This window comes from Kitasatospora sp. NPDC004272 (genome assembly GCF_053603035.1).
This window is the reverse complement of record NZ_JBSGET010000003.1, coordinates 24,302-51,029: the sequence shown is the minus strand read 5'-3', so window position 1 is coordinate 51,029 and position 26,728 is coordinate 24,302. Positions and strand designations below refer to the sequence as shown.

22 protein-coding genes are annotated in these 26,728 nt (G+C 74.1%); 17 read left to right on the top strand and 5 right to left on the bottom strand.

Going from position 1 to position 26,728, the window contains the following annotated elements; all coding sequences use genetic code 11:
* Positions 1–62 precede the first annotated feature (62 nt).
* The gene (locus ACWEO5_RS01800) at positions 63–1,490 is read right to left on the bottom strand and encodes an MFS transporter (RefSeq protein ID WP_452159144.1); all 1,428 of its coding nucleotides are present in this window, start codon (positions 1,488–1,490) and stop codon (positions 63–65) included.
* Between the two features lie 187 nt (positions 1,491–1,677).
* Between ACWEO5_RS01800 and ACWEO5_RS01795 the strand changes: the two genes are divergently transcribed.
* The 3 genes from ACWEO5_RS01795 (at position 1,678) to ACWEO5_RS01785 (ending at position 4,435) form a co-directional block, all read left to right on the top strand.
* Positions 1,678–2,184 carry a MarR family winged helix-turn-helix transcriptional regulator gene (locus tag ACWEO5_RS01795; RefSeq protein WP_452159142.1) on the top strand — a complete coding sequence of 169 codons (507 nt, stop codon included), beginning with the start codon at positions 1,678–1,680 and terminating at the stop codon, positions 2,182–2,184.
* A 116-nt stretch (positions 2,185–2,300) separates the two neighbouring features.
* On the top strand, positions 2,301–3,908 hold the full coding sequence (locus tag ACWEO5_RS01790; protein WP_452159140.1) for a DNA-3-methyladenine glycosylase 2 family protein: 1,608 nt from the start codon (positions 2,301–2,303) through the stop codon (positions 3,906–3,908).
* A complete protein-coding gene (locus ACWEO5_RS01785; protein ID WP_452159138.1) occupies positions 3,905–4,435 on the top strand; it encodes a methylated-DNA--[protein]-cysteine S-methyltransferase in 531 nt (176 codons plus the stop codon). Before ACWEO5_RS01790 ends, ACWEO5_RS01785 begins: the two co-directional genes overlap by 4 nt.
* 76 nt (positions 4,436–4,511) lie before the next feature.
* Here the strand turns inward: ACWEO5_RS01785 and ACWEO5_RS01780 are convergent, their stop codons facing one another.
* Positions 4,512–6,623 (bottom strand): ATP-binding protein, encoded by a 2,112-nt coding sequence (locus tag ACWEO5_RS01780; RefSeq protein ID WP_452159136.1) that lies wholly within the window; start codon positions 6,621–6,623, stop codon positions 4,512–4,514.
* Positions 6,624–7,079: 456 nt separating this feature from the next.
* On the opposite strand from ACWEO5_RS01780, the gene ACWEO5_RS01775 reads away from it, so the two are divergent.
* Entirely contained in the window at positions 7,080–10,154 is a 3,075-nt protein-coding gene (locus ACWEO5_RS01775; protein WP_452159134.1) for a BTAD domain-containing putative transcriptional regulator, read from the top strand.
* Between the two features lie 502 nt (positions 10,155–10,656).
* Here ACWEO5_RS01775 and rsgA read toward each other — a convergent pair.
* Positions 10,657–11,772 carry a ribosome small subunit-dependent GTPase A gene (rsgA, locus tag ACWEO5_RS01770; RefSeq protein WP_452159277.1) on the bottom strand — a complete coding sequence of 372 codons (1,116 nt, stop codon included), beginning with the start codon at positions 11,770–11,772 and terminating at the stop codon, positions 10,657–10,659.
* A gap of 459 nt (positions 11,773–12,231) precedes the next feature.
* Here rsgA and ACWEO5_RS01765 point away from each other — a divergent pair, with 459 nt between their 5' ends.
* Together ACWEO5_RS01765 and ACWEO5_RS01760 are read left to right on the top strand one after the other, a co-directional pair.
* Complete coding sequence (locus ACWEO5_RS01765; protein WP_452159132.1) at positions 12,232–13,491, top strand: hypothetical protein; 1,260 nt, start codon at positions 12,232–12,234, stop codon at positions 13,489–13,491.
* Positions 13,488–13,838, top strand: a complete 351-nt coding sequence (locus ACWEO5_RS01760; RefSeq protein WP_452159130.1) for a hypothetical protein — start codon at positions 13,488–13,490, stop codon at positions 13,836–13,838. Before ACWEO5_RS01765 ends, ACWEO5_RS01760 begins: the two co-directional genes overlap by 4 nt.
* A 129-nt stretch (positions 13,839–13,967) precedes the next feature.
* Here ACWEO5_RS01760 and ACWEO5_RS01755 read toward each other — a convergent pair whose 3' ends face one another.
* A complete protein-coding gene (locus ACWEO5_RS01755) occupies positions 13,968–15,191 on the bottom strand; it encodes a YihY/virulence factor BrkB family protein (protein WP_344551877.1) in 1,224 nt (407 codons plus the stop codon).
* Between the two features lie 172 nt (positions 15,192–15,363).
* Here ACWEO5_RS01755 and ACWEO5_RS01750 point away from each other — a divergent pair, with 172 nt between their 5' ends.
* The 10 genes from ACWEO5_RS01750 (at position 15,364) to ACWEO5_RS01705 (ending at position 25,303) form a co-directional block, all read left to right on the top strand.
* Positions 15,364–15,447: a putative leader peptide gene (locus tag ACWEO5_RS01750; protein ID WP_318264789.1), complete on the top strand. Its 84-nt coding sequence runs from the start codon at positions 15,364–15,366 to the stop codon at positions 15,445–15,447.
* Between the two features lie 176 nt (positions 15,448–15,623).
* Positions 15,624–17,345 (top strand): nitrite/sulfite reductase, encoded by a 1,722-nt coding sequence (locus ACWEO5_RS01745; RefSeq protein ID WP_452159128.1) that lies wholly within the window; start codon positions 15,624–15,626, stop codon positions 17,343–17,345.
* 156 nt (positions 17,346–17,501) lie between these two features.
* Positions 17,502–18,200: a phosphoadenylyl-sulfate reductase gene (locus ACWEO5_RS01740; RefSeq protein WP_033250780.1), complete on the top strand. Its 699-nt coding sequence runs from the start codon at positions 17,502–17,504 to the stop codon at positions 18,198–18,200.
* 59 nt (positions 18,201–18,259) lie between these two features.
* On the top strand, positions 18,260–18,826 hold the full coding sequence (gene cysC, locus ACWEO5_RS01735) for an adenylyl-sulfate kinase (RefSeq protein ID WP_452159125.1): 567 nt from the start codon (positions 18,260–18,262) through the stop codon (positions 18,824–18,826).
* The gene (gene cysD, locus ACWEO5_RS01730) at positions 18,823–19,761 is read left to right on the top strand and encodes a sulfate adenylyltransferase subunit CysD (protein WP_452159123.1); all 939 of its coding nucleotides are present in this window, start codon (positions 18,823–18,825) and stop codon (positions 19,759–19,761) included. The genes cysC and cysD overlap by 4 nt, the downstream gene beginning before the upstream one ends.
* 3 nt (positions 19,762–19,764) lie before the next feature.
* On the top strand, positions 19,765–21,093 hold the full coding sequence (locus ACWEO5_RS01725; RefSeq protein WP_344551872.1) for a sulfate adenylyltransferase subunit 1: 1,329 nt from the start codon (positions 19,765–19,767) through the stop codon (positions 21,091–21,093).
* 312 nt (positions 21,094–21,405) lie between these two features.
* Positions 21,406–22,479, top strand: a complete 1,074-nt coding sequence (locus ACWEO5_RS01720) for an ABC transporter substrate-binding protein (RefSeq protein WP_452159121.1) — start codon at positions 21,406–21,408, stop codon at positions 22,477–22,479.
* A 128-nt stretch (positions 22,480–22,607) separates the two neighbouring features.
* Positions 22,608–23,411, top strand: a complete 804-nt coding sequence (locus ACWEO5_RS01715) for an ABC transporter ATP-binding protein (RefSeq protein ID WP_452159119.1) — start codon at positions 22,608–22,610, stop codon at positions 23,409–23,411.
* Positions 23,398–24,324, top strand: coding sequence for an ABC transporter permease (locus ACWEO5_RS01710; protein WP_452159117.1), 927 nt, complete (start codon positions 23,398–23,400; stop codon positions 24,322–24,324). The genes ACWEO5_RS01715 and ACWEO5_RS01710 overlap by 14 nt, the downstream gene beginning before the upstream one ends.
* A gap of 250 nt (positions 24,325–24,574) precedes the next feature.
* Entirely contained in the window at positions 24,575–25,303 is a 729-nt protein-coding gene (locus ACWEO5_RS01705) for a sirohydrochlorin chelatase (RefSeq protein ID WP_452159275.1), read from the top strand.
* A gap of 223 nt (positions 25,304–25,526) precedes the next feature.
* Here ACWEO5_RS01705 and ACWEO5_RS01700 read toward each other — a convergent pair whose 3' ends face one another.
* The gene (locus ACWEO5_RS01700) at positions 25,527–26,036 is read right to left on the bottom strand and encodes a hypothetical protein (protein ID WP_452159115.1); all 510 of its coding nucleotides are present in this window, start codon (positions 26,034–26,036) and stop codon (positions 25,527–25,529) included.
* Between the two features lie 165 nt (positions 26,037–26,201).
* On the opposite strand from ACWEO5_RS01700, the gene ACWEO5_RS01695 reads away from it, so the two are divergent.
* Complete coding sequence (locus ACWEO5_RS01695) at positions 26,202–26,711, top strand: MarR family winged helix-turn-helix transcriptional regulator (RefSeq protein ID WP_452159113.1); 510 nt, start codon at positions 26,202–26,204, stop codon at positions 26,709–26,711.
* Positions 26,712–26,728: the final 17 nt, after the last annotated feature.

Here is a 26,728-nt window from a genome sequence, read left to right as displayed (position 1 = left end):
CGCGCCCGGCCCCTCGTCTCCCGCTCCCCCTCATCCCCCGGCCCCCGGCCCCCGGCCCCCGTTCAGCCCTTGCAGAGCCGGACGGCCAGCCCGGCGACCGCCGCGAGCAGCAGCAGGACGACCCGGCCGCCGGCCGCCGGCCCGGCCTGGTGGACGGCCAGCACCGGCAGCGCGGTGCCGAGCGCGGTGCCCAGGCTGCGCACCATGTTGACCAGTCCGCCGCCGACGGCCGAGCTCTGCGCGGGGATCGCCCGCATCACCAGGGCGTTGTTGGCGGGCAGCAGCAGCCCGAGGCCGTAGCCGGTGAGCAGCAGCGGCCCGGCCGACGTCCAGGGGCCGGGGGCGGGCAGCGCGGCGAGGGCGAGCAGTCCGGCGGCGGCGGTGAGCGCGCCGCAGCGGCAGCGGGCGGCGTCGCTCCAGCGGCGGGGCAGCAGGGCGCCGCCGACGGTGGCGGCGAGGGCGAACGCGGCGGGCAGCGCGGTGATCGCGGCGCCCGCGGCGGTGGTGCCGGTGCCGTGCCCGGCCAGCACGACGGGTTCCAGGACCAGCGGGCAGAACAGCAGCAGGTAGCCGATCAGCGCGACCAGCAGGCCGGCCCGGATGCCGGGGGTGTTGACCAGGCCGGGCGGGACGAGCGGGCGGTCGGCGCGGCGCTCCTGCCGGACCAGGGCGAGGGTGCCGGCGGCGGCCGCGGCGAGCAGCGCGGCGACCGCCCAGCCGGGCAGCGGCAGGCCGGAGGCGGCGGACAGGGCGAGCAGCAGGGCGGTGGAGGAGGCGGCCAGCAGCAGCAGTCCGGCCAGGTCGAACCGTCCCTCGCGGGCCGCGGTCCGGGCCGGGCCGCGGCCGTCGGGGAAGGTGCGCGGCAGCAGGAACCAGCCCGCCAGCATCCCGAGCACGCCGATCGGCACGTTGACCCAGAACGCCCAGCGCCAGGACGCGTGCGCGACCAGCAGGCCGCCGAGGGTCGGGCCGAGCGCCAGGCCGAGCGCCTGGGCGGCGGCCTGCACGCCGAGCGCGGTGCGCATCGCCCGTTCGGGCACGCCGCGGGCGACCAGGGCGACGCTGTTGGCCTGCATCATCGCGCCGCCCACCGCCTGCACGGCCCGGCAGGCGATCAGCACGCCCAGGTTCCCGGCCAGTCCGGCGCCGAGCGAGGCGGCGGCGAACACCGCGAACCCGCCCAGGTACACGGTCTTGCGGCCGATCAGGTCGGAGAGCCGCCCGACCGGGGCCAGCAGCGCGACCAGGACCAGCAGGTACGCCAGCGAGACCCATTCGACGGCGGCGAAGGGGGCGGCGAAGTGTCCTTCCAGCGCGGGGAAGACCAACGAGGTGACGCTGGCGGTGAGTTGGCCGAGGAAGGCGCCCAGGCAGACGGTGCCGACGGCCAGCCAGTGCGCGTGCGGCCAGCGGGCGACGGCGCGGGGGCGGGGGCGTTCGGCGAGTTGGAGGGTGTCGAGCAGCCGGGAGGCGGCCGCGGGTTCAGCCATGCGCCGAACATATCTGTTTCCGACATAATCGTTCAAGGAGCAGTTCCGGCCCCGATCAATCGCCCCGGCGGCCGGTCCGCCGCCCCGCCCCGCCCCCGCACGCACGCACCGGACAGCACGCCGTCCCGGCCGGTCGACGGGTGGACTCCCGGTAGCCCCACGGTTGCCGGACGCTACGCTGTCCGGCATGTCTTCGCAGCCCCAGCCCGCCCCGCACCCGTCCGGCCCCGCGGCCGCGGGCGACGACGCACTCGCCGGGGCGCAGCAGCTCACCGACGTGATCACCCGGCTGCGCCGGGCGCTGCGGAGCTCGATCCGCTCCGAATTCCCCTGGGAAGCACTGCCGATGGCCCAGGTCGAACTGCTCCAGACGCTCGCCGCCTCCCCGCTGCGGGTCGGCGAACTGGCCGCCCGCCAGCGCCTCGCCCCCAACACCGTCAGCGGCCTGATCTCCAAGCTCCTGGACGCCGGCCTGGTCGACCGCCAACCCGACCCCGGGGACCGCCGCACCGCCCGGATCGCCCTCACCGAAGCCGGCCACCAGCAGCTGCACGACTGGCAGAGCGCCCACGAACGCCGCCTCGCCACCGCCCTGGAGAGCCTCACCCCCGCCGACCGCGAAGCCGTCATGCGCGCCCTCCCCGGCCTCGACCTCCTCGCCCGCTCCCTCGCCGGCGCCGACCCGACCCGCTGAGGCCCTCGCGGCTCATCCCTTCTCCGCCCCGGCCCGGAGCACCGGCTCCGGCGCGGCGGCTCCGGCGCAGAACTCCTGCACGCCGGCTCCAGCCCGCCGAACGGGCCGCCACGGCGATGTCCGAATCCCGCCAGTCGGTACTCCCGGGATCGCGCAGACTGGAAGGCGTGATCGACGACGAGACCAGGTACCGGGCCGTGGACAGCCGGGACGCCCGCTTCGACGGGGTGTTCTTCACGGCGGTGCGGACCACCGGCATCTACTGCCGTCCGAGCTGCCCGGCCACCACCCCCAAGCGCACCAACTGCACCTTCTACCCGACCGCGGCCGCCGCCCAGGGCGCCGGCTACCGGGCCTGCCGGCGCTGCCGGCCGGACTCGGTGCCCGGCTCGCCCGAGTGGAACCACCGGGCCGACCTGGTCGGCCGCGCGATGCGGCTGATCGGGGACGGCGTGGTCGACCGGGAGGGCGTCGCCGGGCTGGCCGGCAGGCTCGGCTACAGCTCCCGGCAACTCCAGCGGCAGCTGACCGCCGAGCTCGGCGCGGGCCCGCTCGCGCTGGCCCGGGCGCAGCGCGCGCAGACCGCCCGGCTGCTCCTGCAGACCACCGAACTCCCGGTCACCGACGTGGCGTTCGCGGCCGGCTTCGCCTCCGTCCGGCAGTTCAACGACACCATCCGCGAGGTGTACGACCGCACCCCGTCGGCGCTGCGCACCGAACCCGGCGGCCACCGCCGCGCCCCCGCCGCGGGCGGCACGCTCGGCCTGCGGCTGGCCTACCGGGGCGCGATCGACACCGACCACCTGATCGACTTCCTCGGCCTGCGGGCCGTCCCGGGCGTCGAGGAGGTCGTCGGGGGCCCGACCCCCGGCACCCGCACCTACCGGCGCACGCTGGCCCTCCCGTACGGGCACGGCCTGGCCGAGGTCGACGGGCTCGGGCCCGGCGACCGGCCGGACCGGGGGTGGCTGGACTGCCGGCTGACCCTCACCGACCTGCGCGACCTGACCACGGCCGTGCACCGGCTGCGCGCCCTGTTCGATCTGGACGCCGACCCGGACGCGGTGGACGCCCGGCTCGCCGCGGACCCGCTGCTGGCCCCGCTGGCCGCCGCCCGCCCCGGACTGCGCTCGCCCGGCCACGTCGACCCGCACGAACTCGCCGTCCGCGCGGTGCTCGGCCAGCAGGTCACGGTGGCCGCCGCCCGCACCCTGGCCGGCCGGCTCGCCGAGCGCTACGGCACCCCGCTGCCGACCGCCGACGGCTGCCTGCGGCTGCTGTTCCCGACCGCCGCCGCGCTGGCCGCCGCCGACCCCGAGCAGCTGGCGATGCCGAACGCCCGCCGCCGGGCCCTGCTCGGCCTGTGCGCCGCGCTCGCCGACGGCACCGTCCGGCTCGACCGCGGGGTGGACCGCGAACGGACCGCCGCCGAGCTGCTCGCGCTGCCCGGCATCGGCCCGTGGACGGTGGGCTACCTGCGGATGCGCGCGCTGGCCGACCCGGACGTGTTCCTCCCCACCGACATCGGCGTCCGCGACGGCCTGCGCGCCCTCGGCGAGAACGGCGACCCGCGCACCGCCGCCGACCGCTCCACCGCCTGGGCGCCCTGGCGCTCCTACGCCCTGCACCACCTGTGGGCGGCCGCCGCCGCCCGGCACGGCACCGCACCCCGTACCCGCAACGCCGCACCCCGTACCCGCAACACCCGCGAGGACCAGTCATGACCACCGCGCCCACCACCGTGTTCACCACCGTGTTCACCACCATGGGCAGCCCGCTCGGCACCCTGCTGCTCAGCGGCACCCGCCACGCCGACGGCACCTTCGCGCTGGCCGCCGTCACCGCCCCCGGCCAGAAGGGCGCGCTCGCCGAACCCGCCGCCCACTGGCAGCCCGACGCCGACGCCCTGGCGCCCGCCGTCGAGCAGCTCACCGCCTACTTCGCGGGCGAGCGCACCACCTTCGACCTGCCGCTCGCCCCCGTCGGCACGCCCTTCCGGCAGCAGGTCTGGGACGCCCTGGACGACATCCCGTACGGCACCACCCTCACCTACGGCCAACTCGCCGACGTCGCGGGCCAGTCCCCCCGCGCGGTACGTGCCGTCGGCGGCGCGGTCGGTGCCAACCCGCTGCTGATCGTCCGCCCCTGCCACCGGGTGATGGGCGCCAACGGCAGCCTCACCGGCTTCGCCGCGGGCATCGACGCCAAGCGCTGGCTGCTCGCGCACGAGAGCGGCGACCGGCTGTTCTGAGGCCCGGGGGCCGACCGGCGCCGCCGGGGGCCGGCCGGTACGGCGGTGGCTCGGCCCGCCCGGCCGGCCGGGCCGGTCAGTGCGGTGGTGGCTCGGCCAGCCGCCGGGCCAGCGGTTCGGCGTTGGGCGCGGCCACCGCCCGGTACAGCTCCAGGGCCCGTTCCAGGTGTTCCCGGGCCGCCCGGTGGTCGCCCCCGCGTTCGGCGAGGGTCCCCAGCAGTTCCAGGACGCGGGCCTCCCAGAGCGCCGAGCGGGCGGCCCGGAACGCGGTGAGGGCCGCTTCCAGCGTCTGCCGGGCCTCCGGGAGGTGTCCGGCGGCGAGTCGGGCCTCACCGGTCAGGGCGAGCGCCCGGGCCGCCTCGTAGTGGTCGCCGAGAGCGGTCAACTCGGCTTCTGCTCTGGTGAGTTGTGCGACCGCTTCCGGCAGGTCGGCTTCGGCCAGGGCGACTTCGGCGAGAGCGATCCGGGCGAGTGCGGTGCCCCGGGGGTAGCCGACCAGTTCCCGCAGCCGCAGGGTCTCCTCGAAGGCCCGCCGGGCGGAGGGGAGTTCGCCCGCGATCCGGTGCGACTGGCCGATTCCGTACTGGGCGTTGGCCTCCGCCCGGGGGTCCGCCATGGCGCGGGCCAGTTCCAGCGCCTCGCCGTACCAGCGGGCCGCCTCGGCGAAGTGGCCGGCGTTGCGCAGCCCGTGCCCGCCGGAGGTCAGCATCCGCTGCTCGGCCGCCCGGTTCCCCTCCGCGCGCGCCGCGGCCAGCCCCGACTCGTGTGCCTCCAGCTGGAGTTCGTAAGCGCGCAGACGCAGGAAGAGCGGCCACATGGCGTCCGCGAGCTGCCACACCAGGGCGTTCTGCCCGGCGTCGGCCGCCGCCCGCAGGGCCGCGCCGAGTTGCCCCCGCTCGCGGTCGAGCCAGCTCAGGGCTTCTCCCTCGTCCGCGAACTCCGGTACGCAGAGCGGTGGTTGGTCGTAGCTGCGGGTCAGTAGACGGCGGCTCGGGCTGATCAGCCGCTCGGTGGCGGTGGCGGTGGCCAGCAGGTGTTCGGCCACCCGCCGGACCGCGGCCCGGCGCAGTTGCGGCGGCTCGCCGCTCGTACCGTGCCCGCGGGCGTGCAGGCGCACCAGGTCGTGGAAGCGGTAGCGGCCGTCGTCGGGCTCCTCCAGCAGGTGTTCGTCCCCCAGCTCCTCCAGCAGCCGGGCCGCCTCGGCGGGCCGGAGTTCGGCCGCCGCCCCCGCCAGCGCCGCGGTGAACTCGGGCACCGGCAGCAGACCGAGCAGCCGGTAGAGCCGGGCCGCGGCCGGGTCGAGGATCCGGTAGGAGGCGTCCAGCACCGCCTGCACGGCCCGGTCCCGGTCCAGGCGCAGTTCGCCGAGGCGGTCGGTCTCCGTGCGCAGGGCATCGGCGGTGGCGGCCAGGGACTGCCTCGGCCGGGCGGCCATCCGGGCACCGGCCACGCAGACCGCCAGCGGCAGTCCCGCGCACCGGGTGACGACCTGGTCGACGGCCAGCGGTTCGGCCGCGATCCGGTCGGCGCCGACCCGGTCCACCAGCAGTTCGACGGCGGCGGACCGGTCGATCAGGCCGACCTGGAGGAACCCGGCACCGTCCAGGACCAGCCCGGGCAGTCTGGTCCGGCTGGTCACCACCACGACCGAGTGCTCGGAGCCGGGCAGCAGCACCCGGGCCTGGGCGGCGGTGGCGGCGCTGTCCAGCAGCAGGCCGATCCGCCGGTGCGCGGTGGCGGAGCGCCACAGCGCGGCCGCCTCACCCGGCTCGGCGGGCACGCCGGAGAGGCCCAGCGCGCGCAGGAACGCGCCCAGGACCTCCACCGGATCGGCCGGGCCGCCCGGCGCGTGGCTGCGGAGGTCGGCGTAGAACAGGCCGTCGGGGAAGGCCGCGGCCCGGGCCCGCAACCAGTGGCCCGCCAACGCGCTTTTCCCGACTCCCGGCGGCCCGGCCAGCACCAGGCAGCGCCCGCCCGGCACCGGAAGCGCGTGCAACTCACGGTCGAGCGCGGCGAGTTCCGCCCCGCGCCCGCAGAGGCGCGCAGGAGCGGGCGGAAGCTGTTGGGGTACTGGAAGCAGCGCCGGAGCGTGCGAATGGACGTGCACGCCCCCGTGGATGTCGCCCGCCTGGAGCGCGACGCCTTCGAGCCTGACCTGTCCGGTGATGGAGTTGCGAACGCCTTCCACCTGCTCATTCCTCCCCTGGATCGATGCTGGATCGACGCCGGACCGACGGGTGCGGCCGATCGGCACGGCCCGCCGCACCACCCGCCACCGGTCCGGTCTCCCGCCCCGGGCACACCTGCCGAGCGGACCGCGCTCCCCGGCGCGCCGGGACGGCGGGGGCACCGGCGGGCGGCCCGCCTTCCCGGCGTTCCGCCGACTCCCGTTCCCGAAAGCCCAGGTCCCGGCCCCCGGACGATTCGGCTCCCGCCCCCGCGACCGCCGCGCCCGCCCCGGTGGCGATCGGCGGTCCCGGCCCGACCGGGGAACCGGCCCATTACCAGAAAGGCCGGTCGAACACCGGAACAATGCCGGAAAACTGGCGCCGGGAAACATCGGGGTGCTATGGCAGCGCATCCGCACCCGTGCCATGCTCGCCTCCTGCGCGACCGAGGAACCGGCGACAGGAGGAACACCGCGATGATCCACCTGCTGGGCACTGTCGAACTCTCGGCCGGGGGACGGCCGTTGCCCATCAGTTCGCGCAAGACCAGAACCCTGCTCGCCTGTCTCGCCCTCGACCTGGAACGCCCGCAGTCGGCCTCCTCCATCGCCCACCGGCTCTGGGACGGCGACCCTCCGCCGAGCGCCGCCAGCACCCTGTACGGCTACCTCTCCAGGCTCCGCACGGCCCTGCGCCGGGCCAACGAGCTGGGCGCCGGCACGGACGGCGCACCGATCGAGATCGTCTCCCGGTCCGGCACCTACACGCTGCACGCCGGAGCCGACCAAGTGGACTGGCAGTTGTACTACGACCTCGTCCTCGAAGCCCGCAGACTGGCCGACACCGGGGACGACCGGCGGGCCCTCGCCGTCCTGCGCCGGGCCGACGGCGCCTGGCAGGGCGAACCGCTCGCCGGACTGCCCGGCCTGTGGGCGCAGCAGGTCCGCGGCCAACTGCTGGACCGCAGGTTCGCCGCTTCGCTGACCCGCTTCGAGGTGGAACTGCGCCTCGGCCACTTCGCCGACCTCGTCCCCGACCTCACCGAACTCGCCGAACAGAGCCCGTGGAACGAACGGGTGGCCGCCCACCTGATGACCGCCCTCTACGGTTGCGGCCGGATCGACGAAGCGCTCGCGGTGTACCGGCGGATCCGGCGCCGGATGTACGACGACCTCGCCACCAACCCCGGCGAGGCACTCGACCGGCTGCACGAGGGCATCCTGCGCCGGGACCGCATCAGCGACCTGGTCGACCGACCGGCCGCGCCCCCGGTCACCGCCGTCCCACCGCCCGCCACCACGCCACCGCCCGCAGCAGCACCGGCCGCCGCAGTGCCACCGGCCCCGGAACGGCGCCCCTCCACCCTGCTCCCGGCCCCCGAACTCGTGGGCCGGGACGACGAGTTGGAGATGCTCACCGCTGCCGGCCGCGGCGAGTGGCCGGCCTGCGCGGCAAACCGGCCCACCGCGCTCCCGGTGATCGCGCTCAGCGGCCAGCCCGGCTGCGGCAAGAGCGCGCTCGCGCTCGCGGCCGCCCACCGGCTGCTCCCGGACTTCCCCGACGGCGCCTTCATGCTCCGCCTCGCCGCCCACTCCCCCGCCCGCCCCGACCGCAGCCCCGAGGCCGCCGCCACCGACCTGCTGCGCCAGTTCGGCGTGCCCGCCCCGGAGATCCCCCTCGAATCCGACGAACTCCTGTCCCGTTGCCGCGAGTTGCTCGCCCAACGCCGCGCCCTGGTGCTGTTCGACGACGCCGCGGGCCCCGACCAGATCGGCCCGCTGCTCCCCACCGCCCCCACCTGCTTCGTCCTGATCACCAGCCGCCACCGGATGGCCGAACTGCCCGCCGTCAGCATCGTTCCGCTCGACGCCCTCCCGCCCGACGCCTCCGCCGCCATGTTCACCCGCCTGATCGGCCCCGAACGGGCCGCGGACCAGGCCCGGCTCGCCGATGTCACCCGCCGCTGCGCCCACCTCCCCCTGGCCCTCCGCCTCGCCGCCGGCCGCTTCCGCTCCCGTTCCTCGTGGGACCTCGCCCACCTCGCCGACCGGCTCTCCCGCGGCGACCGCCTGAGCGAGCTGAGACATGGCCCGGACAGCCTCCACCGGACCCTCGCCATGTCGTACCACGATCTGTCGGTCGACCATCAGAGCGCCTTCCGCCGACTGAGCCTGCACCCGGGCACCGACTTCGGCCTGCTGACCGCGGCGGTACTCATCGACTGCCCCGTCGACCGGGCGGAACGCCTGATCGAGGACCTGATGGGAGTCAGCCTGCTCGCCGAGCACGCGGTCGAGCGGTTCAGCTTCCACGAGTTGGTACGCGAATACGCGGCCGTTCAGGAGTCGCGGGAGGAATCCGCCGCGGAACACGCCGCCACGATCCGACGGTGCGTCAACTTCCTTACGGAGATGGTGGACAGAGCAGATCGCTTGTCCTTCCCCGAACGTTACCGGATGCCGCTGGAAGCCCTGCTGGCGGGCACCGGCGGGAGCCGCCCGCAGCTTCCGGCCGAGGTTCTCCGGACGGTTCCCGCCCGGGACTGGCTGGCCACCGAAACCAGATCTCTGAGCGACTTCGAAAAAAGCTTGCGAACCGACGGCGACCGAAGATCCGCCGCCGTCCTGATCCACGTCATGAACGGCCGAATGGATTCCGCCGGCCTGTGGCGGGAGGCTCTCGATGCCCACCGCTCGGCCGCCGACCACTGGCGCGACGCGGGCGCGACCGAACCCGAACTGCACGCCCGACTGGCCCTCGCCCACTACGCGTTGAAGGTGTCCCGGTACCCGGACGCCGACCAGGCGGCCCGCCGCGCACTGACCCTCGCCCAGGACACCGGCGACCGCCGGGGCACCGCCGAAGCCTTGGGACACCTGGCCCAGCTCCACTGGCGACGGGGCGAACCCCACCAGGCACTGACCCTGCAGCGCGAATCCCTCACCCTCCTCCGCGCCCTCGACGCCCCCACGGCGGCGGTGGCCGGTGCCCTCGTCAACCTCGGCCTGCTGCAGAACCAGCTGGGCGAGCCCGAGCAGGCCATGGCCAGCCTGAACGAAGCGCTGGCGGGCTTCCGCGCCTGCGGGAACCGAACGGCCATCCTGCAGGTGACCACGAACATCGGCGCACTGCGGCTCGACACCGGCGACACCGCCGCCGCCCGAGAGGCACTCGAATACGTCTCGGAGAACGGCGAGGGAATCATCTCGGAGATCGACCTCGCCATTTCCCGGGTCAATCTCGCGGAAGTCCTCTCGGCAGCCGGAGAAACAGGCCGATCCCTGCTCCTGATCGAGAACTCGCTTCGAGCGTTTCATCGGTTGGGAAGCCTTCACCGGCAGGCCGAGACCATGAATGTGAAAGCCCGGATACTGGCCCTTAACGGAAATCTGGAATCCGCCGGGGAGGTCTATGCCGGAGCACTCGGAATCGCCAGATCGATACACGCCCCGATCGAAGAGGAATCCGCCCGGCGGGGACTGAGCCAACTCGCCGAGCACTGGGACCGACCAGGCGAAAGGCCGTCCACTCCCTCGGCGCAGACCGGCTGAGACCTCGGGAGGAGTCCACCCGACCGCCACCGGAAAGCCCCGCACACGCCCCGGAAATCATCGGATTCCTTCCGGGGTGCGTGCGGGGCTTTCGGTTGTGGCGAACCAGTGGCGGAAACCTTCCCCGCTCCGCCCGGCTGCCCGCTCGGATCGAGCCATCGTGGCGCAACTTCGGCCCCCCTGTCCTGGCCGCGTACCAATGAGCGCCAGCCGACGAATCGGCATGCCGAAGATCAGCTATTGTTGGGACAGTCACACTGGACCCTCAAAGAGCAAGGACCTCGCCGAACGTGTTCCGCCCTGCGCCCCCCTGCGCCACCACCCTCCTCGTCCGTCCCGGCCGGCCCCATCTCCGCAGCTCCGCCATATCCGGCCCCGATGGGGCCGAACAGGTGCTCGACCTCAACTCGCTCTGGATCTGGATCTGAGCCACCCGGCACGGGCTGGAACGGCCCGCGGCCGGTGCCCCGGCAGGGGGCATCGGCTGCGGGCCGTTGGTACCTCAGGGCTTGGGGCGGGAGCGGGCCGCCTTGGTGAGGTGCTTGCGGTGGCGGGCCCGTTCGGCGCGGAGGCGGGCGTCGGTGCGGGCGGCGATCCAGTCGTTCTCGCGCTGGAGCTTGAGGTAGCTCTCCCAGCGGCGCTCGGGCAGGGTGCCGTCGGCGAGGGCGGCCCGGACCGCGCAGCGGGGTTCGGTGCGGTGGGAGCAGTCGGCGTAGCGGCAGCCGGCGGCGACGGCGGTGATGTCGGCGAACGCGTGTTCGATGCCCTCGCCGCCGAAGAGGCCGACGCCGCGCAGGCCGGGGGTGTCGATGACGGCGCCGCCGCCGGGGACCGGGACGAGTTCGCGGACGGTGGTGGTGTGCCGGCCCTTCTCGTCCACCGAGCGGACCTGCTGGACCGTCATGGCGGCCGTCCCGGTGAGCGCGTTGGTGAGGGTGGACTTGCCCGCGCCGGACTGGCCGATCAGCGCGCAGGAGCCGGTGGCCCGGGCGCGCAGCGCGTCCATCCCCTCGCCGGTTTCGGCGCTGACCGTCAGGACGGTGACACCGGGGGCGATCGCCTCGACGTCCGCCCGGACGAAGTCGCCGTCGTGGACCAGGTCGGACTTGGTCAGGACGATCAGCGGTTCGGCCCCGGACTCCCAGGCGAGGGCGAGCAGGCGCTCGATCCGGCCGGGATCGGGTTCCGCGGCGAGCGAGACGGCGATCAGTACGGTGTCGACGTTGGCGGCCAGGACCTGGCCTTCGGAGCGCTTGTGGGCGCCCTTGCGGACGATCGCGGTGGTGCGGGGCAGCACCGCCGCGAGGGCGGGGGCGGGCCGGGCGGCCGGGTCGTAGGCGACCCAGTCCCCGGTGCACGGGTTGTGCGCGGTGTCGGCCGTCATCACCGGACGGGTGGCGGCGCGGCGGACGGCCGGCTCGCCGTCGTCCGGGTCGACGAGCAGCACCTCGCAGCTGCCGCGGTCCATCCGGACGATCCGCCCGGGGAGCAGTCCGGCGGCGGCGAGCGGGGCGAACGCGGCGGCCCGCCCGTCCGTCCAGCCGAGCCCGGCGAGCGGGTGCGCGGAAGCGGTGACGGGAGTGTCGGGGGTGTCGGGGGTGGTGACGGGGTCGTGCATGGTGATCAACGGGGACCCTTCGAGGGAACGGGCGGCCCCGGCCGGTCGGCGTCAGCGCGTGCGCGACACCGGAGGACGGCGGACCGGGTGCCAGGGGGTGATGGACACGGTGGACTTCCGAACGCTGGGGAAAACACCTGCGTGAACCGGCCTCACGGCCCTCACCTCCTTCCGTTCCGGACGCGCCTCGCGCACCCCGCCACGGGGTGCCCTCGATCGGCGAACGCCACGCTAGTGGCCGCCCGCCACCCGCGCCACCGAATTACCGCCCGCCCCGGAGCGCGAACGGGTCGCCCGCGCACGACCGGCCGGACGCAAGGGTTCCGCAAGCCGCGCAAGGGTTCTCCAGCCGTCCCGCCACCGCGTCCGGACATCCCTCATCCGACGGCGGCGCACGGGGCCCGCCGTTCCGGCCGACGGCCGGGTAGTGGGGGAAGCGAAGGAAGAAGGGGGAAGCCCGTGTCCTGGGCGACTCTGCCCGGCCGCAAGCGGGTGCTGGCGGTCGTGCACACGGTGGTGTACGGGCAGCGGCTGCGCGAGGTGTGCGAGCTGCTGGCGGCGGACCTGCGGGTGCAGGTGGTGTTCACCGTCGCACCGCACGCGTTCAACGAGGGGGTGACGGCGTTCCTGATGGGGCTCGGCGGCACGGTGGTGCCGTGGGAGCAGGCGGTGGCCACCGAGTTCGACCTGGTGCTGGCCGCCGGTTCGCGGGGGATCGAGCGGGTGCGCGGCCCGCTGGTGCGGCTGCCGCACGGGGCCGGCCACCTGAAGCTGGCCCGGGCGCTGCCCCCGGCGGGCTCGGTGACGGGCCGCCGGGACCGTCCCGCCGGCCGGGGCGGCGGAAGCGGGGAGGACGGCCGGGCGCGGGAGGACGGCGGGGCACGGGAGGTGGCCGGCCTGGGCCGGGACTACCTGCTGTGGCAGGGCCGCCCGAACGCGGCGGCGTACGCGCTGGCCCACCGGGACGACCTGGCGGTGCTGGCGCGGACCTGCCCGGAGGTGCTGCCGGTGGCGGAGGTGGTCGGCGACGGCGACCACGACCGGATCGTGGCGGCGCTGCCGCGGCGGGCCGAGTACCGGGCCGCGCTGGGCCTGGCGGAGCGCGAGCGGCTGGTGCTGCTCTGCTCGACCTGGGGACCGGACTCGGTGTTCGGGGGGTTGGAGGCGCTGCTGCCCCGGCTGGTGCGCGAGCTGCCGGCCGGGCCGTTCCGAACGGCGCTGGTGGTGCACCCGAACGTCGCGGCGGGGCACGGCGGCTGGCAGGTGCGCCGCTGGGTGGAGGGGATGTCGGGCGGCGCGGTGTCGCTGGTCGCCCCGCAGACCGACTGGCGCCCGCTGCTGGTGGCCGCGGACTACGTGATCGGGGACCACGGTTCGGTGACGCTGTACGCGTCGCTCACCGGGGCCCGGATCCTGCTGGCCCGGTTCCCGCACCGGAACGTGAACCCGCTGTCGCCGGGCGTCCAACTGGCGCGCACCGCACCGGCGCTGGACCCGTCCTACCCGCTGGCCGAACAGTTGGCGTACGCGGACGAGAGGTACCGGCGGGAGGCGTACGCGGAGATCGGGGCCCGGATCTCGTCCGAGCCGGGCACCTTCCTGCCCCGGATCCGCCGCCTGCTGTACCGGGTGCTGGAGCTGGGCGAGCCGGCCCGTCCGGCGGTCGAGCCGCCGCTGGCACCGCCCGCCCCGCTGCTGGGGGGTGGACGGTGGCGGTGACGGTGACGGTCCGGCTGCCGGCCGGCGCGCTCGCCCCGGGCGCCCCGGCCTGGTGCGACCGGCACCTGGCGGCCCGGACGGACGAGCCGGAGCGGGTCCGGCGGCTGGCGGACGTGCTGCACGGCGCGCACCCGGACGGTCCGCTGGAGGAGGTGTGGCGGCGCCACCCGGGCTGCGCGGTGCTGGCGCTGCGCGGCCCGGACGGCCTGGTGCGGGTCCGCTTCCGCGGGGGCGTGCTGACGCTCCGGCCGGTCGGGGACAGCGGTGCCGACCCGGCCCCGCTGGCCGGTTCGCTGGTGCACGCCCTGCTGTCGGCGCGCCGCGCCACGACGGCCGGCAACCGGTAGCGAGCAGCCGGCAACGGGTCCGTCGGCCCCTCCCGCGCACCCGCGGGAGGGGCTCCGCGCCCACCTACCGGACGCCACCCACCGGACGCCCCGGCCCGGACGCCACCGCCCGGCCCCGGCGGCGCGTGCTCACTTGCCGGAGCGGCGGCGGCGCCGGGTCCCGATCCGGCTGCTGATCCGGCGGCGGACGTCGCGGGGCGGGAGGAAGCCGGCCCAGCGTTCGGGGTACTCGCTGGGGACGGGGAGGTCGTCGTCCTCGTCGAAGAGGTCCTCGTCGTGGCCGTCGGCGAGGCCGAACTGGCGTGCGCGTTCGGCGCGTTCGACGGCGCGGCGGGCGGCGGCCTCGCGGCCGCGCTCGACGGCGGCGTCCTCGGCGAGGCGCTCGTTCTCGGCGCGGGCGTCGGCGGTCTCGACGGTGGGCCAGCGGCGGTCTATGGCGGCGTTCATGGCGGCGCCGATGAGCACGGCCAGTGCCACCACGAAGATCCACAGCAGTACGGCGACGGGTGCGGCGAGCGAGCCGTAGACGGAGTGGCCCTCGACCGAGCTGACCAGGTAGAGCCGCAGGGCGACGCTGCAGACCACCAGGACGAGCAGGGCGACCAGCGCGCCGGGGATGTCCTCGCGCCAGGGCGTGGAGACCGGGACGGCCACGTGGTAGAGGGTGGTGAGGAAGACGATCAGCAGGACGATCGCGGCGGGCCAGTAGAAGCCGGTGATCGCCCCGGCCGAGCTCGGGAAGGTGTTGAGCAGCAGTCCGGGTCCGGCGACCAGCAGCGGCAGCACCAGCGAGCCGATGACCAGCGCGCCGAGGTAGAGGCCGAGCGACATCAGCCGGGTCTTGACCAGGCCGCGCTTGCCGTCGAGGCCGTACATGACGGTGATGGTGTCGATGAAGATGTACAGCGCCCGGGATCCGGACCAGAGCGAGAGCAGGAAGCCGATCGAGATCAGGTCGGGCCGGGCGCTGTCGAAGACGTCGTTCAGCAGGGGTTGGACGATCTGGTCGATCGAGCTCGGTGAGAGCACCGTCCCAGCTGCTGAGACGATGTCGTGCTTGAGCTTGTCGATGGTGCCGGCCCCGAGGATGTCGTCGAGGTAGCCGAGGGTGCCGGCCAGGCAGAGCAGCAGCGGCGGGATCGAGAGCAGGGTGAAGAAGGCGGCCTCGGCGGCGAGTCCGGTGACCCGGTACTCGACGCAGGTGTTGGTGGTGTCCTTCACCAGCGCCCACACGGTGCCGTACCAGGTGGTTCGCTTGGCCGCGCGGCGCCGTCCGCCGCGTCGGCGGGAGGGCCGTTCGCCGGCCGGTCCGGGCGCTCCGACCGGGTGGGGGGTACTGCCTGCTCCTTGCACGCCCCTACGGTATCGGCCCGGGCCGGACGACCGGCGCGCCACCGGCCCGAACTGACGGCCGGTGGGGCCCGGAGCTGCCCGGGTTCGGGGTTCGTCTCAACATTCGGAACAATGGAGTCCAGGATTCGGACGTTAGTGGACCGCGAGTCGCTCGCCGTGCGAATCTCTTGCCATGTCTAGCGCCGGAACCACCCTAGTTGGCCGACTCCACGTCGACCTCCTTCGCGTGTCCAGCGCCATCTGTCCGGTGACCTGAGCCCTCCGTACGCCGCACCGCACCGGCGCCATCCCCGCCGTCGCGGATGTGCGCAAGACCTGCCCGGCCAGCGTCACCCCCTCCCACCGCCTGCGTAGAACGCCGCAGGTGGGAGCGGAGCGCGTCCGGGGCCGCCAGCACCTCGCACCCGCCAAGCCGCTCAAAGGACTGACACCATGGCCCGCACTCCCGAAACGGTCGAGCCTCAGGCCGGCGCCGCCCCCGCGGCCCGCCCCGCCGCCCGCAAGGTGACCCGCCACCGCGGCGAGGGCCAGTGGGGGATGGGGCACTTCACCCCGCTCAACGGCAACGAGCAGTTCAAGAAGGACGACGACGGTCTCAACGTGCGGACGCGGATCGAGACGATCTACGCCCACACCGGCTTCGCCGGGATCGACCCCAACGACCTGCGCGGCCGGATGCGCTGGTGGGGCCTGTACACCCAGCGCAAGCAGGGCATCGAGGGCGGCAAGACCGCCGTCCTGGAGCCGCACGAGCTTGAGGACGAGTTCTTCATGATGCGGGTGCGCATCGACGGCGGCCAGTTGACGGTGGCCCAGCTGAAGGCGATCGGCGAGGTCTCCGAGCAGTACGCCCGCGGCACCGCCGACCTGACGGACCGGCAGAACGTCCAGTACCACTGGGTGCGGATCGAGGACGTGCCGGCGATCTGGGAGAAGCTGGAGGCCGTCGGCCTGTCCACCACCGAGGCGTGCGGCGACTGCCCGCGCGTGGTGATCGGCTCCCCGGTCGCGGGCATCGCCGAGGACGAGATCATCGACGGCTCCTGGGCGATCGACGAGATCCACCGCAGGTACATCGGCAACAAGGAATTCTCCAACCTGCCGCGCAAGTTCAAGACCGCGATCTCCGGCTCGCCGCTGCTCGACGTGGTGCACGAGATCAACGACATCGCCTTCGTCGGCGTGGTCCACCCCGAGCACGGCCCGGGCTTCGACCTGTGGGTCGGCGGCGGCCTGTCCACCAACCCGAAGCTGGGCGTGCGGCTCGGCGCCTGGGTCCCGCTGGAGGACGTCCCGGACGTCTGGGCGGGCGTGGTCGGCATCTTCCGCGACTACGGCTACCGCCGCCTGCGCAACCGGGCCCGCTTGAAGTTCCTGGTCGCCGACTGGGGCCCGGAGAAGTTCCGCCAGGTCCTGCAGGACGAGTACCTGAAGCGCGAACTCGCCGACGGCCCCGGCCCGCAGGAGCCCAGCAACCGCTGGCGCGACCACGTCGGCGTGCACCGGCAGAACGACGGCAACTTCTACGTCGGCTTCGCGCCGCGGGTCGGCCGCGCCAACGGCAAGCTGCTCTCGCAGATCGCCGACCTGGCCGCCGAGCACGGCTCGAACCGCCTCGCCACCACCGTCGAGCAGAAGATGATCGTGCTCGACGTCGCCGAGGACAAGGTCGAGTCCCTGGTGGCCGGCCTGGAGGCGCTGGACCTGCGGGTGAACCCCACCCCGTTCCGCCGCGGCACGATGGCCTGCACCGGCATCGAGTACTGCAAGCTGGCGATCGTCGACACCAAGGAGCGCGGTCGCACCCTGATCGACGAACTGGAGCGCCGCCTGCCGGAGTTCGACGAGCCGCTGAGCATCAACATCAACGGCTGCCCGAACGCCTGCGCCCGGATCCAGACCGCCGACATCGGCCTCAAGGGCCAGCTGGTCGTCGACGCGAACGGCGAGCAGGTCGAGGGCTTCCAGGTGCACCTGGGCGGCGCCCTGGGCCTGGAGGCCGGTTTCGGCCGCAAGGTCCGCGGCCTGAAGGTCACCAGCGCCGAACTGCCCGACTACGTCGAGCGCGTGCTGACCCGCTACCAGGCGGAGCGCCGGGACGGCGAGCGGTTCGCCCAGTGGACGGTCCGGGCCACCGAGGAGCAGCTCTCGTGACCGAACGGGCCGCCCCCTTCTACTGCCCGTACTGCGGGGACGAGGACCTGCGCCCGTCCGAGAGCGGCCACGGGTCGTGGGAATGCCGGGCGTGCCGCCGGGGCTTCCAGTTGAAGTTCCTCGGACTGCTGTCAACGAACCACGGGGGTAACGGACATGACGACCGCGACTGACTACGAGGCGATAGCCGTCGCCGCGGGCCGCGAGCTGGAGGAGGCCACCGCGCAGGAAGTCCTGCGCTGGGCGGCCGACACCTTCGGCAAGCGGTTCTGCGTGACGTCCTCGATGGAGGACGCGGTGGTCGCCCACCTGGCCTCCACCGCGCTGCCCGGCGTCGACGTGGTCTTCCTGGACACCGGCTACCACTTCCCGGAGACCATCGGCACCCGGGACGCGGTCGCCGCGACCATGCCGGTCAACGTGATCACGCTGACCCCGAAACTCACCGTGGCCGAGCAGGACGCCCAGTACGGGCCGAACCTGCACGACCGCGACCCGGACCTGTGCTGCTCGCTGCGCAAGGTCGAGCCGCTGAACCGCGGCCTGGGCGCGTACGACGCCTGGGCGACCGGCCTGCGCCGCGACGAGTCGCCGTCCCGCGCCAACACCCCCGTGGTGGCCTGGGACCCGAAGCGCCGCAAGGTGAAGGTCGCCCCGATCGCCCGCTGGACGCAGGACGACGTGGACGCGTACGTCCAGGCCAACGGGGTGCTGCTGAACCCGCTGCTGTGGGAGGGCTACACCTCGATCGGCTGCTCGCCGCTGTCCTGCACCGCCAAGCCCGGCGAGGGCGAGGAGGGCCGGGCCGGCCGCTGGGCGGGCTCCGGCAAGACCGAGTGCGGCATCCACCTCTGAGCCGCCGCCAGTACGAGCAGCACGTGAACCACCGTCACCGACCGTCAGGAGTAACCACCGTGACCACCGCCGAGACTGCGGCCGCGGGCCGCGAGCGCGGCGCCACCGTGTGGCTGACCGGCCTGCCCAGCGCGGGCAAGACCACCCTCGCGTTCGCACTGGCCGAGCGGCTGCGCGCCGAGGGCCACCGGGTCGAGGTGCTGGACGGTGACGAGATCCGCGAGTTCCTCTCCAAGGGCCTGGGCTTCACCCGCGAGGACAGGCACACCAACGTCACCCGGATCGGCTTCGTCGCCGAGAAGCTGGCCGCCAACGGCGTCAAGGTGCTCGCCCCGGTGATCGCCCCGTTCGCCGACTCGCGCGCCGCGGTGCGCGAGCGGCACGCCGCGAACGGCACCGGGTTCCTGGAGATCCACGTCGCCACGCCGGTCGAGCTCTGCTCCGAGCGGGACGTCAAGGGCCTGTACGCCAAGCAGGCGGCCGGCGAGATCTCCGGCCTGACCGGGGTCGACGACCCGTACGAGGCGCCCGAGAAGCCGGAGCTGCGGCTCCAGACCCAGGGCCGGACGGTGGCCGAGTCCGCCGCCGAACTGCACGCCTTCCTGACCGAGAGGGGCTTGGCATGACCGTCACCACCCAGCGCCTGTTCCGGGCCGAGGACACGCCCTTCGCGCTGTCCCACCTGGACGCCCTCGAAGCGGAGTCGGTGCACATCTTCCGCGAGGTCGCGGGCGAGTTCGAGCGGCCGGTGATCCTGTTCTCCGGCGGCAAGGACTCCATCGTGATGCTGCACCTGGCGCTGAAGGCGTTCGCGCCCGCGCCGGTGCCGTTCGCCCTGCTGCACGTGGACACCGGGCACAACTTCCCCGAGGTGCTGGCCTACCGGGACCGCGCGGTCGCCGAGCACAACCTGCGGCTGCACGTCGCCGCGGTGCAGGACTACATCGACCGCGGCGTGCTGCGCGAGCGCCCGGACGGGCTGCGCAACCCGCTGCAGACCGTCCCGCTGCTGGACGGCATCGAGTCCAACAAGTTCGACGCCGTGTTCGGCGGCGGCCGCCGCGACGAGGAGAAGGCCCGCGCCAAGGAGCGCGTCTTCTCGCTCCGCGACGAGTTCGGCGCCTGGGACCCGCGCCGCCAGCGCCCCGAGCTGTGGTCGCTGTACAACGGCCGGCACGCGGCCGGCGAGCACGTCCGGGTCTTCCCGCTGTCCAACTGGACCGAGCTCGACGTGTGGCAGTACATCGAGCGCGAGGGCATCGAGCTCCCGGAGATCTACTACGCCCACGAGCGCGAGGTGTTCAAGCGCGACGGCATGTGGCTGACCGCCGGCGAGTGGGGCGGCCCGAAGGCCACCGAGCAGGTCGAGACCCGGCTGGTGCGCTACCGCACCGTCGGCGACATGTCCTGCACCGGCGCGGTCGACTCCGACGCCGACACCATCGAGGCCGTGATCACCGAGATCGCCGCCTCCCGCCTCACCGAACGAGGGGCGACGCGCGCCGACGACAAGATGTCCGAGGCCGCCATGGAAGACCGCAAGCGCGAGGGGTACTTCTAAGCAATGAGCACCACCCAGGAAGCCACCGCCACCTCGCTGCTGCGCTTCGCCACCGCGGGCTCCGTCGACGACGGCAAGTCCACGCTGGTGGGCCGGCTGCTGCACGACTCCAAGTCGGTGCTGGCCGACCAGCTGGAGGCCGTCGAGCACGCCTCCCGCCGGCGCGGCCAGGAGGCCCCCGACCTGGCGCTGCTGACCGACGGCCTGCGCGCCGAGCGCGAGCAGGGCATCACCATCGACGTGGCGTACCGCTACTTCGCCACCGCCCGGCGCCGGTTCATCCTCGCCGACACCCCCGGCCACGTGCAGTACACCCGCAACATGGTGACCGGCGCGTCCACCGCCGAGCTGGCCGTGGTGCTGGTCGACGCCCGCAACGGCGTGGTCGAGCAGACCCGCCGGCACGCCGCGGTCGCCGCCCTGCTGCGCGTCCCGCACGTGGTGCTGGCGGTCAACAAGATGGACCTGGTCGACTACGCGGAGCCGGTGTTCGCGGCCATCGCCGAGGAGTTCACCGCGTACGCGGCCTCGCTCGGGGTCAAGGACGTCGTGGCGGTGCCGATCTCGGCGCTGGCCGGCGACAACGTGGTCGAGCCCTCGGCCCACATGGACTGGTACGGCGGCCCGACGCTGCTGGAGCACCTGGAGACGGTGCCGGTCGGCACCGACCCGAGCGCCGAGCCGGCCCGCTTCCCGGTCCAGTACGTGATCCGGCCGCAGAGCGAGGAGTTCCACGACTACCGCGGCTACGCGGGCCAGCTGGCCTCCGGCGTGCTGCGGGTCGGCGACGCGGTGACGGTGCTGCCCTCGGGCCACACCTCCACCGTCGCGGCGATCGACGCGCTCGGCACCGCCACCGAGATCGCCTGGGCCCCGCAGTCGGTGACGGTCCGCCTCGCGGACGACATCGACATCTCCCGCGGCGACCTGATCGCGGCCGGCCGGGTGCCCGTCCCCACCAAGGACGTCGAGGCCACCGTCTGCCACCTGAACGAGCGTCCGCTGCACGTCGGCGCGAAGGTGCTGCTCAAGCACACCACCCGCACCGTGCGCGCCCTCGTCAAGGAGATCTCCTACCGGATCGACATCGACACCCTCGAACGGCGCTCCGGCGCCGAGGGGTTGAACGTCAACGACATCGGCCACGTGGTGCTGCGCACCGCCGAGCCGCTGGCCCTCGACGACTACACCGACAACCGCCGCACGGGCTCGTTCGTCCTGATCGACCCGTCCGACGGCACCACGCTCACCGCCGGCATGGCGGGCGAGGCGTTCGACACCGTCAGCACCACCGACGCACCTGACGCTCCGGAAGAGGAGGACTGGGTCTGATGCCCAGCGAGGCGTTCTCGGGCATGGACAAGGAAGGCGGCCGCATCGGCAGCGGCGTCCTCGGCAGCGGCCAGGGCGGCCTGACGCGATGTGGGGGCGGACAGGGGCGCTGAGCCCCTGTCACCGGGCCCGCACGCCGCCGTTCCTTCCCACAGCAGGCACGGCGGAGTCGGCCCGGCCCCGGCAGCACGTCAGGCACACCCAGTGCGCGACCTTCCTTCTCTCTCGAACGGGACACCTCTCATGGCACCGAGCACCGAGCTCACCCATACCTCCGCACGCCCCCGCGCGGGCCGGATCAGACGCGCCGCCGTGGCGACCGTCGCCGTGCTGACCACCGCCGGCCTGCTGTCGGCCTGCTCCTACGGCTCCAAGAGCGACGACAGCGCCTCGGCCAAGCCGGCCGCGAGCGGCGCCAAGCTGTCCGCGGACACCGTGAAGATCGGCTACTTCGCCAACCTCACCCACGGCACCGCACTGGTCGGCCTCAAGCAGGGCATCATCCAGCAGGAGCTGGGCGGCACCCAGATCAAGACCCAGGTCTTCAACGCCGGCCCGGCGGAGATCGAGGCGCTGAACGCCGGCTCGATCGACATCGGCTGGGTCGGCCCCTCCCCCGCCATCAACGGGTTCACCAAGTCCGAGGGCAAGTCGCTGAAGATCATCAGCGGTTCGGCCTCCGGCGGCGTCAAGCTGGTCGTCAACCCGGACAAGATCAGCACCCTGGACGACCTCAAGGGCAAGAAGATCGCCACCCCGCAGCTCGGCAACACCCAGGACGTCGCCCTGCTCAACTACCTGGCGGAGAAGGGCTACAAGGTCGACGCCCAGACCGGCGACGGCGACGTGAAGGTGCTGCGCACCGACAACAAGGTCACCCCCGACGCGTACAAGTCCGGCTCCATCGACGGCGCGTGGGTGCCCGAGCCGACCGCCTCCAAGCTGGTCACCCTGGGCGCGAAGGTCCTGCTGAACGAGAAGGACGTCTGGCCGGACAAGAAGTTCGTCATCACCAACCTGATCGTCTCGCAGAAGTTCCTCACGGAGCACCCGGACGTGGTGGAGGCCGTGCTGCGCGGCTCGGTGAAGACCAACGCCTGGATCAAGGCCAACTCGGCGCAGGCCAAGGACGTCGCCAACGCCCAGATCAAGGCCGACGCGGGCAACTCGCTGGACGCCGCGATCCTCGACCCGGCCTGGCAGGACATCGACTTCATCGACGACCCGCTGGCGAGCACCCTGCAGGCCGAGGCCGACCACGCCGTCAACGCCGGGCTGCTCAAGAAGCCCAACCTGGCCGGGATCTACGACCTGACCCTGCTCAACAAGGTGCTGAAGGAGAACAACCAGCCCGCCGTCGCCGACGCCGGTCTGGGCACCAAGTAAGACCTCCCAGGCCCCGAGGTCCGCGCCCCGCGCCCGCCCAACCGATGCCCACTCACCGGGCGGGCGCGGGGCCGGACCCCGGACACCGATCCCCGCCCTGCCCGGAACCACACTCGCAGGAGGTGCCCGTGACCACGGCACTGACCACCTCGCCCGACGCCCCCGGCACGGGCCGTCCGGACGGCGACACCGCCGTCCGGATCTCGCACGTGCACAAGACCTTCGGCCGCCCCGGCACCGCCGCACCGGTGCTGGAGGACATCTCCCTCACCGTCGCACCCGGCGAGTTCGTCACCCTGCTCGGCGCCTCCGGCTGCGGCAAGTCAACCCTGCTCAACCTGGTGGCCGGCCTGGACAAGCCGACCTCCGGCAGCATCGAGGTGCCCGGCGGCCGCCCCGCCCTGATGTTCCAGGACCACGCGCTGTTCCCCTGGCTCACCGCCGGCAAGAACATCGAGCTCGCGCTGCGGCTGGCCGGCGTCCCCAAGGACGAGCGCCGCCCCGAGGCCGAGCGGCTGCTCGAACTCGTCCGCCTCCAGGGCTCGTACAAGAAGCGCGTCCACGAGCTGTCCGGCGGCATGCGCCAGCGCGTCGCGCTGGCCCGCTCGCTCGCCCAGGGCTCCCAGGTGCTCCTGATGGACGAGCCGTTCGCCGCGCTCGACGCCATCACCCGCGACGTCCTGCACGACGAGATCACCCGGATCTGGGCGGAGAAGCAGCTCGCCGTCCTGTTCGTCACCCACAACGTCCGCGAGGCCGTCCGCCTCGCCCAGCGCGTCGTGCTGCTCTCCTCCCGCCCCGGCCGGATCGCCAAGGAGTGGCGGATCGACCTGCCGCAGCCGCGCCGGATCGAGTCGGCCGGAGTCGCGGACCTGTCCATCGAGATCACCGAAGAACTGCGTGGGGAGATCCGCCGCCATGTCCAGCACTGACACCGCCGCCGTCCCCCTCGCCAAGGACGCCAAGGACGCCAAGGACGCCGAGTCCGCCGACAGCGCGAGCGTCGAGGCCGGCCTCGACGCCCTGGAGACCGTCCAGGCGCAGCGCACCCCGTTCTCCACCGTGCTGCGCCAGAAGGTCCTGCCGCCGGTCCTCGGCGTGGTGCTGGTCCTGGCCGTCTGGCAGATCGCCTACAGCCTGGACCTCACCACCCCCGACAAGCTCCCCAGCCCCGCCGACGTCTGGGACTCGCTCACCGAACTCTGGTACGCCGGAACGCTGTTCTCGATCATCTGGACCAGCGTCTGGCGCGGCCTGTCCGGCTTCGTGCTCTCCGTCGTGATCGGCACCCCGATCGGCCTGCTGGTCGCCCGGGTCAAGCCGGTGCGGGCCGCGCTCGGCCCGGTCCTCTCCGGCCTGCAGTCGCTGCCCTCGGTGGCCTGGGTGCCCGCCGCGATCATCTGGCTCGGCATCACCAACTCCGCGATGTACGCGGTGATCCTGCTCGGCGCCGTCCCGTCCGTCGCCAACGGCCTGATCAGCGGCATCGACCAGGTCCCGCCGATCTACCTGCGGGCCGGCCAGACCCTCGGCGCGACCGGCCTGCGCGGCGCCCGCCACATCCTGCTGCCCGCCGCCCTGCCCGGCTACCTGGCCGGGCTCAAGCAGGGCTGGGCCTTCTCCTGGCGCTCCCTGATGGCCGCCGAACTCATCGCCGCCTCCCCCGACCTGGGCCTCGGGCTCGGCCGGTACCTGGAGAACCAGCGCGAGTTCTCCAACATGTCCGGCGTGCTGCTCGGCATCCTGCTGATCCTGTTCGTCGGCGTCGCCATCGACCTGCTGTTCTTCTCCCCGCTGGAGCGCCACGTCCTGCGCAGCCGCGGCCTCCTCGTCAACTCCCGCTGACCGCATGACCCCCCGCACCACACGCCCCACCCCCGCGCCCCCACCAGGGCGCGGGGCCCGACCGGACCGCCGGGACTCCCCCGCCGCGCCCCGCCAGGAGCGCGGCGGCTTGAGCGCCTCGACTCCCGCACCCCGCCAGGGGCCCGGAGAACTGCGCGCCGCAGCAGGGCACTGCCCGCAGCCGGGCACCGCCCCCGCCGCCGCGCGCCGGACGCCGCCGCCCGCAGCCGGTGCGCCCGCCCTCCCGCCGCTGCTGCTGCTCGCGCACGGCTCCCGGGACCCGCGCCACGCCGCGACCGTCGAGGCGCTCGCCGACGCCGTCCGCGCCCTCGCGCCCGGTCTCGCCGTCAGCACCGCCTACCTGGACCACTGCGCGCCCCGCATCGCCCAGGTCGCCCCGCGCCTCACCGACGCGATCGCCGTCCCGCTGCTGCTGAACCGCGCCTTCCACGCCAAGCACGACATCCCGGCCGCCCTGCGCGCCGCCGGTTCGGCGATCCCGGTCGCGGACGTCCTCGGCCCCTCCCCGCTGCTGCTGGACGCCCTGGACCGCCGCCTGGCCGGGACCGGTCTGGACGTCGCCGACCCGGCCGTCCGGGCCCGCACCGGCGTCGTGCTGGCCGCGGCCGGCTCCTCCGACCCGGCCGCCAACGCCACCACCCGCGCGGTGGCCGCCGAGTGGCGCCGCACCCGGGGCTGGGCCGCCGTCACCACCGCGCACGCCTCCGCCGCCCAGCCCACCGTCGAGGACGCCCTCGCCGCGCTGCGCGCCACCCCGGGCGTCCGCGCCACCGCCGTCGCCCCCTACCTGCTGGCCCCGGGCCTGCTCCCCGACCGGATCGCCACCGCCGCGACGGCCCACGGCGCCGACCACCTCGCCCCGGTCCTCGGCGCCGCCCCCGAACTCGCCCGCCTGGTCCTCTCCCGCCACGCCGCAGCCGCCCTGGCCCGCCCCGTCCGGACGTCCCGCACCGCCTGAGCGCGCCACCTCCGCCCGGCCCCGCCCTGGACCGTCCTGCTGCCCGCCGAACTCGTCGGCGCGGACCTGCCCGAAGCCGTCACCCGGGAGCCCGGCGCGACTTCGGGCCCGTGCCCGAGGCGACGGACCGGGGCCGTGCCCGAACCGCTTTCCCGGCGCTCCGGGAACCGACCACCGCAGGGCCCTCCGAAGGCCGCCCGGTGAACGGAAATCTGATGTTCCGTCAATTTCCGCGCGTGCCGGGCGAATCCACCATCCGTTCGCGCACCCACGGGTCGGCGGCATTCCGGGCCGCTTCCCGGCGGGCCGCCCGGAAGCGCTGCTCCAGGTCGCCGTGCGGGGCGTCCGCCCACCGCCAGGCGCCGACCGCGCAGACCTGCCGCAGGGGTTCGCCGTCCTCCAGTGCGGCGACCAGTTCCTGCTGGAGCCGCCGGTTCCCGCCCGCGACCGCCAGCACCTGGGCCAGCCAGCGCGGCGAGGAGGGGTCGTCGTCGGTCAGCAGCGCGTCCAGCACCGACCGGTAGTGGGTACGGACCGCCGCCCGGTCCGCGGCCAGGTGCCGGTACGCGGCCTGCCGCTTGTGGCCGATCCGGTGGTACTGCTCGTAGCCGGGGGCCCGGGCGGCCAGCGCGGCGACCCGCGCGTCCGGCTCGATCCGGACCTCCAGCCCGAGCACCGCCAGCAGCGCGTCCAGCGCCGCTTCCTGCGCGTCCATCCGCGCGTCCCGTTCCATCCCGGTTCCCCTTCCCCGGCCGACCGGCCGACCAGCCGACCAGCAGACCAGCAGACCAGCAGACCAGCAGACCAGCGATACTTGCAGGCGCGGGAATTTGCGCACTTCGCATAAGCTTGTCACCGGCAGGAGAGCAAGGACCGCCGACGAAGGGAGCCCCCGGCCATGACCCGTCCGGACCCAGGACTGGCGCACGGCTGGTGCGCCCTCACCGCCCTGCACGGCCGGATCGAGGCGCACGTCGAGCGCGCCCTGCAGGCCGGGCACGAGCTCAGCGTCCGCGAGTTCTCGGTGCTGGACGTGCTCTCCGACCAGCACGACGGCGACGGCGGCCACTTCCGGATGAACCAGCTCGCGGACGCGGTCGTGCTCAGCCAGAGCGCCACCACCCGCCTGGTCACCAGGCTGGAGGACCGCGGCCTGCTGGCCCGCTACCTGTGCCCGACCGACCGGCGCGGCATCTACACCAACGTCACCCCGGCCGGCCTCGACCTGCTCGCCGAGGCCCGTCCCACCAACGACCGGGCCCTCGCCGAGGCGCTCGACGGCGCCGAACTGCGCCCCGAGCTGGCCCCGCTGGTCACGGCCGTCCGGGCACTGTCCAAGCCCTCGGGGCCCTCCGACGCCCCGACGGACCCTGCCGTCCCGGAGCGTCCCGCCGCGCCGAAGGGCTGAGCGCACCCGCGCCCAGC